13 protein-coding genes are annotated in these 12,988 nt (G+C 57.8%); 2 read left to right on the top strand and 11 right to left on the bottom strand.

Translation table 11 applies throughout. The features are described 5' to 3' along the window. Positions 1 to 16: 16 nt before the first annotated feature. From DIT72_RS10225 to ccoN, 9 genes are all read right to left on the bottom strand, one after another. Positions 17 to 715 (bottom strand): sulfite exporter TauE/SafE family protein, encoded by a 699-nt coding sequence (locus DIT72_RS10225; protein WP_135955132.1) that lies wholly within the window; start codon positions 713 to 715, stop codon positions 17 to 19. Beyond that, positions 715 to 957: a cbb3-type cytochrome oxidase assembly protein CcoS gene (ccoS, locus tag DIT72_RS10220; RefSeq protein ID WP_206081094.1), complete on the bottom strand. Its 243-nt coding sequence runs from the start codon at positions 955 to 957 to the stop codon at positions 715 to 717. Before ccoS ends, DIT72_RS10225 begins: the two co-directional genes overlap by 1 nt. Before the next feature lie 54 nt (positions 958 to 1,011). Continuing rightward, the gene (locus DIT72_RS10215) at positions 1,012 to 3,459 is read right to left on the bottom strand and encodes a heavy metal translocating P-type ATPase (protein ID WP_135955130.1); all 2,448 of its coding nucleotides are present in this window, start codon (positions 3,457 to 3,459) and stop codon (positions 1,012 to 1,014) included. Continuing rightward, the gene (locus DIT72_RS10210; protein ID WP_135955129.1) at positions 3,456 to 3,971 is read right to left on the bottom strand and encodes a FixH family protein; all 516 of its coding nucleotides are present in this window, start codon (positions 3,969 to 3,971) and stop codon (positions 3,456 to 3,458) included. The genes DIT72_RS10215 and DIT72_RS10210 overlap by 4 nt, the downstream gene beginning before the upstream one ends. A gap of 42 nt (positions 3,972 to 4,013) precedes the next feature. After that, positions 4,014 to 5,447, bottom strand: a complete 1,434-nt coding sequence (gene ccoG / locus DIT72_RS10205) for a cytochrome c oxidase accessory protein CcoG (protein ID WP_135955128.1) — start codon at positions 5,445 to 5,447, stop codon at positions 4,014 to 4,016. A gap of 135 nt (positions 5,448 to 5,582) precedes the next feature. Then, positions 5,583 to 6,473: a cytochrome-c oxidase, cbb3-type subunit III gene (gene ccoP, locus DIT72_RS10200; RefSeq protein WP_135955127.1), complete on the bottom strand. Its 891-nt coding sequence runs from the start codon at positions 6,471 to 6,473 to the stop codon at positions 5,583 to 5,585. After that, complete coding sequence (locus tag DIT72_RS10195) at positions 6,470 to 6,655, bottom strand: cbb3-type cytochrome oxidase subunit 3 (RefSeq protein ID WP_135955126.1); 186 nt, start codon at positions 6,653 to 6,655, stop codon at positions 6,470 to 6,472. The genes ccoP and DIT72_RS10195 overlap by 4 nt, the downstream gene beginning before the upstream one ends. A gap of 5 nt (positions 6,656 to 6,660) precedes the next feature. Beyond that, on the bottom strand, positions 6,661 to 7,269 hold the full coding sequence (gene ccoO, locus DIT72_RS10190; RefSeq protein ID WP_135955125.1) for a cytochrome-c oxidase, cbb3-type subunit II: 609 nt from the start codon (positions 7,267 to 7,269) through the stop codon (positions 6,661 to 6,663). A gap of 15 nt (positions 7,270 to 7,284) precedes the next feature. Continuing rightward, entirely contained in the window at positions 7,285 to 8,715 is a 1,431-nt protein-coding gene (gene ccoN, locus DIT72_RS10185; protein WP_135955124.1) for a cytochrome-c oxidase, cbb3-type subunit I, read from the bottom strand. Between the two features lie 323 nt (positions 8,716 to 9,038). On the opposite strand from ccoN, the gene DIT72_RS10180 reads away from it, so the two are divergent. Next, entirely contained in the window at positions 9,039 to 9,605 is a 567-nt protein-coding gene (locus tag DIT72_RS10180) for an alpha/beta family hydrolase (protein ID WP_228260783.1), read from the top strand. Position 9,606: 1 nt separating this feature from the next. Here the strand turns inward: DIT72_RS10180 and DIT72_RS10175 are convergent, their stop codons facing one another. Beyond that, complete coding sequence (locus tag DIT72_RS10175) at positions 9,607 to 11,448, bottom strand: sensor domain-containing diguanylate cyclase (protein WP_135955123.1); 1,842 nt, start codon at positions 11,446 to 11,448, stop codon at positions 9,607 to 9,609. 113 nt (positions 11,449 to 11,561) lie between these two features. On the opposite strand from DIT72_RS10175, the gene rlmM reads away from it, so the two are divergent. Next, positions 11,562 to 12,638: a 23S rRNA (cytidine(2498)-2'-O)-methyltransferase RlmM gene (rlmM, locus tag DIT72_RS10170; RefSeq protein WP_135955122.1), complete on the top strand. Its 1,077-nt coding sequence runs from the start codon at positions 11,562 to 11,564 to the stop codon at positions 12,636 to 12,638. A gap of 20 nt (positions 12,639 to 12,658) precedes the next feature. Here rlmM and DIT72_RS10165 read toward each other — a convergent pair whose 3' ends face one another. Continuing rightward, positions 12,659 to 12,949, bottom strand: a complete 291-nt coding sequence (locus DIT72_RS10165; RefSeq protein WP_135955121.1) for an antibiotic biosynthesis monooxygenase family protein — start codon at positions 12,947 to 12,949, stop codon at positions 12,659 to 12,661. Positions 12,950 to 12,988 lie beyond the last annotated feature (39 nt).

Raw genomic sequence — 12,988 nt, 5'->3', positions numbered from 1 at the left:
AAACAGGGCAAAGACCCTATCCGTGACCCGAATACAGCATGGCGGTGACTGGCAGGGTCCAGATACCGAAGCCGATCAGCAGCAGCCCTGCCAACTGCCGGAAGTGTTTCTGTTCCCTGAGCCTGCGAATCCAGGTAGCCGCGTATCCGGTTGCCAGCATGGAGGGCAGGGTGCCCAGGCCAAAGAACAGCATGGTGGTGGCGGCACTGCCCACGGTGGGCTGCAAGGCTGCCCACCCCAGGGTACTGTAGACCAGACCACAAGGTAGCCAGCCCCAGAGCGCACCCAGCGCCAATGCCTGCCTGACGTGGTGTACCGGCAGTACGTGCCTGGTCAGGGGGGAAAGGCGTTTCCAGACCGGTGTGCCGATACGCTCCACATAGCGGATTCCCTGCCACCACTGCCCCATGGAAAGTCCCATCAGAATCAGTAAGGTGCCGGCCAGTGTCCGAAGAACGGGGCCCAGTTGCGTCCAGTAGCCGGATGCACTGGTGCTGAGCAGTGCGATTAGCGCCGCGATGAGAGCATAGCTGCCAATGCGGCCACCATTGAAGGCCAGCAGCATGATGGTCTGGCGTATGCGGAAACCCCGGCCAACAGGCAGGGCCATGGACAGGGAAGCGCTGATTCCGCCGCACATGCTCAGGCAGTGGGTGCTGCCGAGCAGTCCGATCAGGAAGGCACTGGAATAACTCAGGTAAAGTTCTTCACCCATCAGGATGTCCGGTCTTCCTCCGGCTCGTCGTCTCCTGCTTCGCCTCCGGAGGCTCTGTTACTGCGGGAGGCGGTTTTCTGTTCGGGCTGCTTTGCGTCGTCCGGAATCCGGTCCTTGTCATCGTCGTAGAGAATGCGATGGGCCGGACCATCCAGATCATCATACTGGCCGTTCTTAACGGCCCAGGAAAACAGCACAATGCCCAGCGCTACGAGTACCAGCATGACCGGTACAAGGATCATTACAATTTTCACGGCGCTTCCTCAGGCTGTGTGGGTAATTCGACGTCCACGGTATCAGGACGTTACCTCGGCGCCAACCGCCGGCGCGGGCGACTCGGGTCTTTTTGGGGTTCGACCCAGCCTCATGGCATTGAGTACCACAACCAGCGAGCTGATGGACATGCCGATTGCCGCAAGCCAGGGCGGTACCAGGCCGGCAGCCGCCAAAGGCAGGGCACACAGATTGTAGCCAAGTGCCCACGCCATGTTCTGACGAATGATGCGGCGGGTCCGCTGGGCAGTTTTGAGAGCTTCGGCCAACTGGGTCAGCTGTCCGCTGAGCAACACGGCGTCTGCCTTGAGCTGCGTCAGGTCGGCGGCGCTGCCCATTGCCACGGAAACACCGGCACCTGCCATGGATGGCAAATCGTTGAGGCCATCGCCAACCATCATGATACGCCGGCCCTGCTCACCTAGCCTCTCCAGAACCCGAAGCTTGTCCTCCGGCGAGGCCTGGCCGATGGCTTCATCGATACCCAGTGTCTGCGCAATCTGTGTCACATGGCCGGAACGGTCTCCGCTGAGCAGAATCGTTCGCAGGCCCGCCTGCTGCAGCAACTGCACAGCTTCCCTTGCCTCTGGCCGCGGTTCGTCGTCAAGGGTAAAACGGGCGAGCCACTGGCTGTCGCTTGCCAGCCAGATCTCCATGCCCCGGTGATCGTCGCTTGCCGGTGGCGGACGGCCGGCACTGGCCTCAACAAAATCCCTGTGACCTATGCAAAATTTCTGTCCGTCAAGCTCGCCGGAGAGGCCTCCCCCGAGATGGTTCTGTACGTTGCGGGCAGAGTTGCCACGGAGATTATGGAAAACCCGGGCAACAGGGTGTTCCGAATGTTTTTCCAGGCTTGCTGCGATTTCAAGACATTGTTCGCGGCTGAAGCTTCCGAATACCCGGGTGCCCACAAGGCTCAGTTCGCCCCGGGTGAGAGTGCCGGTCTTGTCGAAAACCACCGTATCGATGGTGTTCAGCGATTCAAGCGTATGCCCGCGCGTGGGCAGCAGGCCGAGTTTGCGCAGACGCATGGTGGCTGAGGTGATGGCCGTGGGGGTGGCCAGCGAAAGGGCGCACGGGCAGGTAACCACCAGTACAGACAGCGTGATGTCAAAGGCATTATCTGCTCCGGCCAGCCACCAGCCAGCCCAGATAACAGGTGTCAGGATCAGTACGCGGCTGACAAACACCCCGGCGATGCGGTCTGCCATTAACGCGACCGGTGGTTTTTCCGCCTGGACCCGGTCGAGAATGCGAAGGATGCCGGAAAGCCGTGTCTGAGCCCCGGCGCGGCGGACTTCCACCTCCAGCGGATTTTCGCCGTTCACGCTACCCGCGTGCACCTCATCGCCCGGGTTCCGGGTTTCCGGAAGGTACTCGCCTGTCAGCGCGGCTTCATTCAGGGTGGAATGGCCGCTTACAATCACTCCATCGGCCGGCAGGGTTTCACCGGGCCTGACCCTGATTACGTCTCCCGCGGCCAGCTCATGGCTTGGGACAACCTCACTCTCATTACCCCTGACACGGCTGGCGACCATGGGCTGGAACCCGGCAAGTGCGTTGCCGGTCAATCCCGCCCTGTAACGTGCCTGCATTTCAATATAACGGCCAAGCTGAAGGAAGAAGGTGAACATGCACACCGACTCGAAATAGACTTCCTCGCCTCCGAACACGGTAACCCAGACACTGGCGACGTAGGCCAGGCCAATGGCAGTGGCCACTGGCACATCCATGGTCAGGTGTCGGCTACGAAGATCCCTCAGTGCATTGGTGAAAAAGGGTCGGGCACTGTAGAGCACCACGGGTGTAGCCACCAGGAGGCTGAACCAGCGGAAAAAACTGACAAATTCCGGAGACAGCTCACTGACCAGTTCAAAGTACAGGGGAAACGCCAGCATCATGGTCTGGAAAGAACCAATGCCGGCAACCGCGAGGCGGATCAGCGCGGACCGGTGTTCAGCTTTGAGTGCCCGTTCTGCCTCATCGGCCTGGTAGGGGCGGGCGCGATAACCGAGTTCGTGGATGGCAATCAGCAGGTCGCTGAGCCTGGCCTGTTCCGGGTTCCATACCAGGCGGGCCCGCTGGGTACTGTGGTTGACGGAGAACGAGATGACTCCCGGCTGCTTCGCCATATGGTTCTCCAGCAACCATATGCAGGCGGCGCAGGTAATGTCGCTGATCAGCAGGGTCGCTTCCCGGCCTGACTTGACCGGTGATACGAACGATTTCTGCACCAGGGGGTGGTCCAGTTCCCGTATCCGGTCGAGTTCGGAGCCTGTCAGTTGTCTCGGCGTAACGGCCGGTTCGGTACGGAACTGGTAGAAGCCGTCAAGGCCCTCCGCGCGGATGGTCTCGCAGACAGCCTTGCAGCCCTGGCAACAAAAGTGGCGCACGTCGCCGTCAAGCACAAGCGTGATGGCGGGATTCCCGGGTGCCGGCTCTCCGCAATGGTAGCAATCCAAGGGTTTCACCCGCGGTCTTCAGCGCCCACACCGAGAGTCAGTGGGCGGTCCGAGGGCAAACTGGATTCGCCTTTCAGGCGCCAGTCATTATCGGGTCCCCGCAGATCAAAGTACCAGCGGCCCTCTATGGACTGGTTCAGGTCTGCTACGTACTGGCCCCCGCCGATGGAACGAAACTGAATGGTCAGATCTCGCTCGGCGATGGTCGGATGGAACAGGTTGAGAATCAGGTATGGGTAGTCGGCACGGCCGTTACTGGTATCGACGGACAGATTGATCTTTCTCTCCCTGAAGGCCATTTCGGCAATGAGCCCGAGATCCTTTGCCGTTTCATCGCGGGCAATTTCCATATTGATGCCGCGACCTTCCTTGGAATAATCGTCGGTCACCATGGAGTTCTGGGTGTTGAGTGCTACCGTAATGGCAATGGTGCACCAGATAATCGCGGCTCCCGGAAAGATCAGCAGGAACAGAAGCCAGGGCTGGCGATACCAGGGGCCTTCGGATGTATTCTCAGTCATAGTTGCATCTCTCAGTGCTATTCCCGGAACCTGATTCCGGGATCAGCGATTAGGACCGACAAAACGGCTTTCAGTTTCAAGAACGAGATTCTCATCGGATTGTGATTCAAGGGTGAACACAATGTCAGTGTTGCTTTCCGAGATAGCCTCTGGTGCAACATCCACTACGGTCGGTACAGACCGGTTCTCACCGCTCTCCACGGTTACAGTGTCCTGTGTCAGCACCCGCATGCCTTCAAGACCTGAGGCTGAAATCGCAAATGTTTGCGGGACTTCGGTCATGTTGGCAATTTTAAGCGTATAGGTGTTCTCTATCCGGCCATCGCCGTTGTAACTGAACAGAGCGCCGCGATCCCTGAGCACGTCCAGCTGTGCCGGAACCCTGGTGGCAATGGTGAATGCCATCGCGGCAACCATCAGCAGCAACACCAAACCATAGCCGAAAGTACGCGGCCGCAGAAGTTTGGAGGTCTTTCCCTCCAGCTCGTTTTCCGTGGTGTAGCGAATAAGCCCGCGCGGATAGTTCATCTTGTCCATGACCTCGTCGCAGGCATCGATGCACAAAGCGCAGCCAATACACTCGTATTGCAGGCCATCACGGATGTCGATGCCGGTGGGGCAGACCTGGACGCACTGTCCACAATCAATACAGTCTCCCAGGCCAAGCTCGGCGGGATCAACACCTTTCTTGCGGCTGCCTCTGGGTTCGCCACGGTTGGGGTCGTAGGACACGATCCGGGTATTGGGGTCGAACATTACCGACTGGAACCGGGCATAGGGGCACATGTACAGGCATACCTGCTCACGCATCCAGCCGGCATTCAGATAGGTTGCCACGGTAAAAAAGGCTACCCAGAAGTAGGCCCAGCCATTGGCCTGCAGGGTGAACAGGTCAGTGATCAGCTCACGGATGGGATAGAAGTAACCGACAAATGTGACGCCGGTGGCAAGGGCGATAAACAGCCATGCAGAGTGTTTTGCCGATTTCTTGGCGACCTTCTCGGCAGAGCGGGGCGCCTTGTCCAGTTTTATACGCTTGTTGCGCCCGCCCTCAATGCGCTCTTCAACCCACATGAAAATAAAGGTCCAGACCGTTTGTGGGCAGGTATAACCGCACCAGACGCGGCCAAAAAGTGTCGTAATAAAGAACAGACCGAAGGCACAGATAATGAGCATGCCCGACAGCAGGATAAAATCCTGGGGGTAGAAGGTGGCACCGAACAGATGAAATTCGCGCGCCGGCAGGTCAAACAGAATCAGCGGCTCGCCATCCACAGTGATCCAGACGAACAGAAAATACATGCCCATCAGGGCGGTCAGGCTGACATTGCGAATGCGCTGAAAGAAGCCCTTGACCTCTTTCACATAGATTTTCTTGCGGCTGGCGTATAGCTCGACAGTTCCGGTATTTTTGTTTTTGTTGTCGGAGGCGTCAGAGGATGGGTCAACCTGCTTGACCGGAATCTCACTGCTCATCGTTAACCTCCCGATGATGTGGTGCCCTTGTCACAGAAGATCCTGTGGGGCGGGGATCTTCTCAAGCCTGTGCCCGCCGTGGCAGACACAGGGTTGAGCAGACCGGGCCGGAGCTGACAGGCCCCGGCCGGACATTCAGTTGGACAGGCTGTAGACGTACGCAGCCAGAATCTGGATCTGATCATCAGAAAGCCGGTCGCCCTGTGCGGGCATCTGGTTCTGACGGCCGTTGACAACGGTTTCCCTGATCCAGTCATAGGTGGAACCGTAAAGCCAGGTGTCGTCGGTCAGGTCTGGTGCGCCAAGATCCTGATTGCCTTTGGCATCAGGGCCATGACAGGCGACGCAGGCCTGGGCATAAACCTCTGCACCCTTCTCTGCTGCCTCGGCATCCCTTTCCCGGTCGCTGAAGCTCAGCACGTAATTGACCACCTGGTCGACCTGTTCGTTGCTCATGTTAGGCATGGTGCCCATGGCGGGCATGTTGCCATTGCGCCCCTCGTGAAGAGTGGTCAGGATCGAGTCAGGATCTCCGCCATACAGCCAGTCGTCGTCGGTCAGGTTCGGAAAGCCCAGGGATCCCCGGCCGGCCGAGCCGTGACAGGTGGCGCAGTTGTTGGCAAACAGCCGCTGACCCATCTTCATGGCATCATCGTTTTCTGCCAGCTCCGGTACCGGCGTATCACCAAATTTGGCGTAGAGCTCACCGTATTGGGCTTCAGCCTCCTGAACTTCCGCTTCCCACTGGTTAGTCGATGACCACCCCAGCAGGCCCTGGAAATTACCCAGGCCGGGATACAATGCCAGGTAGCCCAGGGAAAAAACGCACGTTGCCACAAACAGGTAGTACCACCACTTCGGAAGCGGGTTATCGTATTCCTCGATGCCATCGAAGGAATGACCCACCGTCCTGTCGGTTTCAGTATCAGTAGTCTGGTTCTTGCGGGTGGCAAAAAGAAGCCACCAGCAACCAAACACTGTACCGAGCACGATCACGCTGATCCAGATGCTCCAAAAGGTACTCATCGTTTTTTCTCCGTTTTTTCCTGTTCAAGAGTACGCTTTTCCACCTCATCGTCGTCGAAGGGCAGGTGGGCCGCTTCTTCGTTGGCTTTCTTGCGGTGAGAGCTGTAGGCCCACCAGATGATGCCGAAGAACATGGCCATGATGACCAGTGTGTGAACGCCGCGTAACTCGTTTAAATCCATAGGTTTCACCGTGTCTCTGAAATCACGGTACCAAGCTGTTGCAGGTACGCGACCAGAGCTTCGATTTCGAATTTGCCTCGCACTTCCTCAGCTGCGGTTGCAACCTGCTCGTCAGTGTATGGCACGCCCAGTGTCTGGAGTGTTCTGATCTTGGCCTCGGTAGCAGTGTGATCAACCCGGTCCTCGAATAGCCAGGGGAAGGCGGGCATGTTGGATTCCGGAACCACGCTGCGCGGATCGTACAGGTGCTGGCGCTGCCAGGCGTCGGAGTAACGACCACCGACACGGGCAAGGTCAGGGCCTGTGCGCTTGGAACCCCACAGGAACGGACGGTCGTATACGAACTCGCCCGCAACGGAATAGTGGCCGTAGCGCTCGGTTTCGGCCCTGAATGGCCGGATCTGCTGGGTATGACAGACACTGCAACCCTCACGGATATAGATGTCCCTGCCTTCCTGCTCGAGTGCTGACAATGGCTCAAGACCTTCTATCGGCTCATTGACGCTTTTCTGGAAAAACAGGGGCACAACTTCTGCCAGGAAACCGCCACTGATGGTCAGGATGATCAGTACGATCATTATCCCTATGTTCTTTTCAATAATTTCGTGTTTCATCAACAAGGTCTCCCGTTACGCCGCTTGTGCTGCTGTGTTGTCTTGAGCAACGGCGTCTTTCTGACGCACGGTCATGTAGACGTTGTATGCCATTACCAGCATGCCCGACAGGAAGATCACACCGCCAAGGAAGCGCACGAGGTAGCCCGGGTAGGACGCTTCCAGTGCCTCAACAAAGCTGTAGGTCAGGGTGCCGTCTTCGTTGACAGCGCGCCACATCAGGCCCTGCATGATGCCGTTGACCCACATTGCGACGATGTAGAGCACGGTGCCGACCGTTGCCAGCCAGAAGTGAGCGTTGATCATTGCAGTGCTGTACATGGCCTTGACGCCCCATAACTTGGGAATCAGGTGGTAAACGGCACCGATACTGATCATGGCAACCCAGCCCAGCGCGCCGGAGTGGACGTGGCCGATAGTCCAGTCAGTATTGTGGGACAGGGCGTTCACCGTCTTGATGGACATCATCGGGCCTTCAAAGGTGGACATGCCGTAGAACGACAGGGACACCACGAGGAATCGCAGGATCGGGTCGGTACGCAATTTGTGCCATGCGCCTGACAGGGTCATCATGCCGTTGATCATGCCGCCCCAGGACGGTGCCAACAGAATCAGGGACATCACCATGCCCGCGGTCTGTGCCCAGTCCGGCAGTGCGGAGTAGTGCAGGTGGTGGCCACCGGCCCAGACATAAGTCGCGATCAGTGCCCAGAAGTGCACAATCGACAGGCGGTAGGAGTAGACAGGACGGTTGGCCTGTTTGGGAACAAAGTAGTACATCATGCCCAGAAAGCCGGCGGTCAGGAAGAAACCAACGGCATTGTGGCCGTACCACCACTGCATCATTGCATCGGTAACACCGGCATACGCAGAGTACGACTTGAAGGCGGTTGCGGGCAGCGCCATGCTGTTGCCGATGTGGAGCACCGCCACGGTAATGATGAACGCGCCGTAGAACCAGTTCGCGACGTAGATGTGGGGCGTGCTGCGCTTCATGACAGTGCCGAAGAACACCACTGCGTAGCATACCCAGACCACTGCAATGGCGATGTCGATCGGCCATTCAAGCTCGGCGTATTCCTTGGAGGTGGTGAATCCCATTGGCAGGGTAATGGCGGCAGCCACGATGATGGCCTGCCAGCCCCAGAAGGTAAATGCCGCGAGTCCGTCCGAAAACAGGCGCGCCTGACAGGTGCGCTGCACCACGTAGTAGGCCGTAGCGAACAGGGCACTTCCGCCAAAGCCGAAGATAACGGCGTTGGTATGCAGCGGCCGCAAACGGCCGAAGTGGGTCCAGGGCAGGTCGAGGTTGAGGGCGGGCCAGACCAGTTGTGCTGCAATCAGCACGCCAAGGGCCATCCCTACAATCCCCCATACCACCGTCATGATGGTAAATTGCCTCACCACCTTGTAGTTGTATGTCAGGTTTGCATTTAATGTGCTCATAGCCTTACCAATGGGTTTAGAGTGGGAAATATGCGGGCGCAAGTATGGAGAAAGCATTAGCTGTTTGCAATGACACAGGTCAACTCGCACGCTCTATCAAATGCGTCTAAATCAGTAACATGGCGAATACATTAGAGTAATTCCCAAAGCAATAGAACGGTCGGGAAAACGCGGATGTATGGCAGCCACGCCATTAATATTAGTCACGATTCGGGGGTATTGTGAATCCCGTAACATTTTACAGGTCTGAAGCTGTTGGCAGCCTCACTGCACCAAGGCTGCTGCTGGCACATGGAGCCGGCGCACCGGCAGATTCCGAATTTATGGAAAGGCTCGCCAAATCGCTTTCTTTACAGGGAGTAACCACCCTGCGGTTTGAATTTCCCTATATGGTAAAACGCCGGCAGGATGGTCGGAAAAGACCTCCGGATCGACAGCCGGCGCTGTTGGAGTGTTTTCGCCAGGCCATTGCCGATGTTGCCGCCGGGCCGGACGGCGGTTGCCCGCTTTTCATTGGCGGCAAGTCCATGGGGGGCAGGATGGCCAGTCACATGATCGCACAAGGGGGCTTTCCGCCCGGGATCCGTGGTGCCGTCTGTTTCGGATACCCGTTTCATCCGCCGGGCAAGCCGGATAGGTGGCGGATAAATCATTTTCAGGATCTGAAGCGGCCACTCCAGATAATTCAGGGCACGAGGGATCCTTTCGGACGGAGACATGAGGTAGAGGAAGAGGAGCGTGGTCTGGCCGCAATGGAGAATGTAAGGCTGTCGTGGCTTGAAGGCGGTGATCACGACTACCGGCCGCTGGCCCGGCAACAGGAAAGTCATGATGAAATGCTGCGGCAGGCAGCAGGCCGGGCAGCCGCTTTTATGCACTGCCTGAAATGAGTCAGCAGGTCTCGGGTTCTGATTGTTCCGTCCGGTTCCGGCCGGCAGCCTTGGCCCGGTAGAGGGCTTCGTCAGCTCGCCGGAAGAGCTCTCTCTGATCTTCCCCTGATACAAGTGTTGCGGTGCCTGCACTCATGGTCAGTTGGACCCGCTCTCCATGACCGGTGACCACGCTGGTGCTGGCCAGATCTTGCAGAATCTGCTCGCAGAGCTTGCCGGCTCCGTCTGCTCCGGTGCCAGGTAATAACAGCGCAAACTCCTCTCCGCCGAAGCGGATTGCCACATCCCTTGGCCGCTTGGCGTGGCGCCTGAGTATGTCGGCGATGTGCTGAAGGCACTGGTCGCCGAAATCGTGTCCCCACTTATCGTTCACTGCTTTAAAATGATCCGCATCGAGCAGCGCGATGGTCAGTGGCTGGCTGCTGCGACGGGATTCGGCGCACAGTTCAGGCAGGAGGTTGTCAAGGTGGCGCCGGTTGTGTAGCCCGGTCAGCGCATCATTGAGGCTCAGGGTCGCCAACTGGCGGTTCGCTCGCTCCAGTTCACGCATTGTGTTGCGCAGTTGCGCCGTGCGTTCGTGCACTTTGAGCTCCAGATTTGTGCGAGCGCTCTGTTCTGCATTCAGCAGTTTCTGATTCAGAAGGCGCCATCGCTGAACCATGGCATAGTTGAGAAGAATCACCTGCGCGCCCACGGCAACCTGCATGAAAATTTCCCGCGCCAGGAAGTCGGCGAGGTAACCGAATGCGGCAAGGGCGTAGATGAGGGCTCCGGCCAGCATTCCGGACCAGGCCAAAACGTACCACTTTGCGGGCAGGTACCCCTGGCGCCAGCGAATAAGCCCGACCAGGAACAGGCTGCCAATAATGAGCAGGGCAACAGTGGTGGTCAACACAATGGATTTGTTATAGGGCAGGATGAAGGTCATCAAAAACAGGCCAAGGCTGGCCAGTGCCAGCCCCCTGAGTATCCGGTCTGCCCTTGAACCAGGGCGGATTTCCAGAAAGGAACGGCCGAACAGGGTCATTGCCAGAGAACTGACGGATATCAGCATGGGAATGGATGTATTGGCAAAAGCCGTGCTGTCAGGCCAGAAATACTGGTTGGCGAAGCCGCCCATGGCAAAAAGGAAAAGACCCAGTGAAGCCATATAAAAGGCATTGTAGAAGTAGTACGCGGTACCTGAGCTGAAGAACAGCAGCAGGTTGAACCCTGAAAACACAAGCAGTGCACCATAGAACAGCCCGTGAATCAGGGTCAGATGATTGCTTTGGGCAATGATAGCGTCCGGTGTTTCCAGGGAGAGGGGGACGTTCAGGGCGCCACTGCTTTCGATCCGGATGGTAATGGCCCTGTTTTCACTGCCACCGAGCGTGACGGGGAGCAGGAAATACCGGTAATCTACGCCGCGGGACATGAATGGGTACTGGTCTCCGGTGTGGGTGACAGAGGTACCGTCAATGCCTGAATGCCAGAAAGCGACTTTATCCAGCAGGGGATAGCTGAGCTTCAGGTACCAGAGTTGGCGTGCATCGCCGGAATTGCGCACATTGAGACGGATCCAGTAAACAGCGTCGGTGTGACTGAATACGAGGTCGTTGCCGTCAGCCGAAGTCCACTGGGCGTCATCGGGCAGTTCTTCCGGTGTTCCGGCATTGTATGCCGGTTCTCCGGGGGCGACTCTGAGGTAGCATGCGTAGTCCATCAGGGCCTCCCGCTGCTTTGCGTTGCTGGCATCAAGTGCCGGGCAATGTTCAGTCGGTGCTGACTGAAACGCCATTGCCACGCCTGTTAAAAGCAGCAGTGCGGCAAACGATAGGGCATAACGCAGGTACAGCAGCATCCGGAGTATTCCTGCCAGCGGAAAACTCAGCAGTTTAGTCAATCGCAGGTTGTGTGGATGTTAAACAGATTCAAATTTACGGGTTCCAAAGACGAACCCTGTTCAGGTGACAGATGGAACGACTGATGGTCTTCTGCCGGCCAGGCTTCGAGACAGAAGCAGGACGGGAGCTAACGGATGCCGCGGCAGCACTCGGGATTTACGGCTACTTCGAGCCCGGGGATTCCCGGGGCTTCGTGATCTTTAATCTCCCGGGTCCGGTCTCTGCTGATACATTGCTGGACACACTGTCCATCCACACCCTGGTCTTTGTCAGAGACTGGTTTGTTGTCCTGGCGGACGTGGCGTTGCCGACGACGGACCGTGTGGGCGCCGTCATTGATAGCCTGAAGTCAGTGGATGCGGCGTTTCCGGCCTGCGCGAGGGTGGAGGTCCGGTTGCCCGAAAACAACAGTGACCCGGATCTTGGCAATTTTGCCCGCAAATGGGTGTCTCCGCTTTCCAGAGGGCTGCGGGGGGCGGGACTGTTGCAGTCAGATCCCCAGGGCGAATCGCCGGCCCGTCTGGAGTTGTTGCTGCTCGGGTTTGACCGGGTTATTGCCGGTGTCAGCATGGCCGGCAACCGGGCCCGCTTCGTCAGTGGTATACCTCGCTTGCGTCTGCCGGCTTCGGCTCCCAGCCGCTCGGCGCTCAAGCTGGAGGAAGCCTGGAAGGTGTTTTTGCCTCCTGGAAACGAGCTTGATTACCTCGGTGGCGGCAAGCAGGCAGTGGATCTGGGTGCGGCTCCCGGAGGCTGGACCTGGCAGTTGGTCAAACAGGGCATGATGGTAACTGCCGTTGATAATGGTCCAATGAATGGCGATCTGATGGCGTCAGGGCATGTCCGGCATGTAGAGGCCGACGGTTACCAGTGGCGGCCAAGGCGGGGGGTGGACTGGATGGTTTGCGATATTGTGGATCACCCGCGCCGTACCGCGGCACTGGCCGTGGACTGGCTGACCGCGAAACTGTGCCGCTATACGGTGTTCAATCTTAAACTGCCAATGAAAAAAAGATACGACGAGTGGTTGATTTGCAGGGACATTCTGGAACAGGGGCTGGCCCAGACCGAAATGAACTTCCGTATCAGGGCCCGCCACCTCTATCATGACCGTGAGGAGATTACCTGCTTTATTGAGCGTGTAGCCTGAGCCGATAGCCAGACGGGACTCTAGTTGTGACTGTGCCCGAGCACGGTAATGACTTCCTCCCGGTCCATCATCGGGACAAGCTCGGCCATCAGCTCGCGGCGCTCTTCGGACAGAAACCAGCGTTGCCAGTCTGCTTCCGAGCGCCAGTTGGACAGGGTAAACCGGTGGTTGGGATCGTGGGTATCCACGAGGGTTTCGCCGGACACAAAGCCCGGGGCGCTCACGGCATTCTGAAGAACCCTGCGGGATCTCTCCTCGTAGACGGGTTCAAGCGATTCGGCGATGTGGCGTTCAATCAGTACCCGGATCATTGTTTACCTCGTATTATTAGACATCTATAAACAACAATT

The organism is Marinobacter orientalis, from assembly GCF_004792665.1.
GTDB classification, from domain to species: domain Bacteria; phylum Pseudomonadota; class Gammaproteobacteria; order Pseudomonadales; family Oleiphilaceae; genus Marinobacter; species Marinobacter orientalis.
The sequence above is the reverse complement of the archived record's forward strand: the minus strand, read 5'-3'. Positions and strand labels throughout refer to the sequence as shown.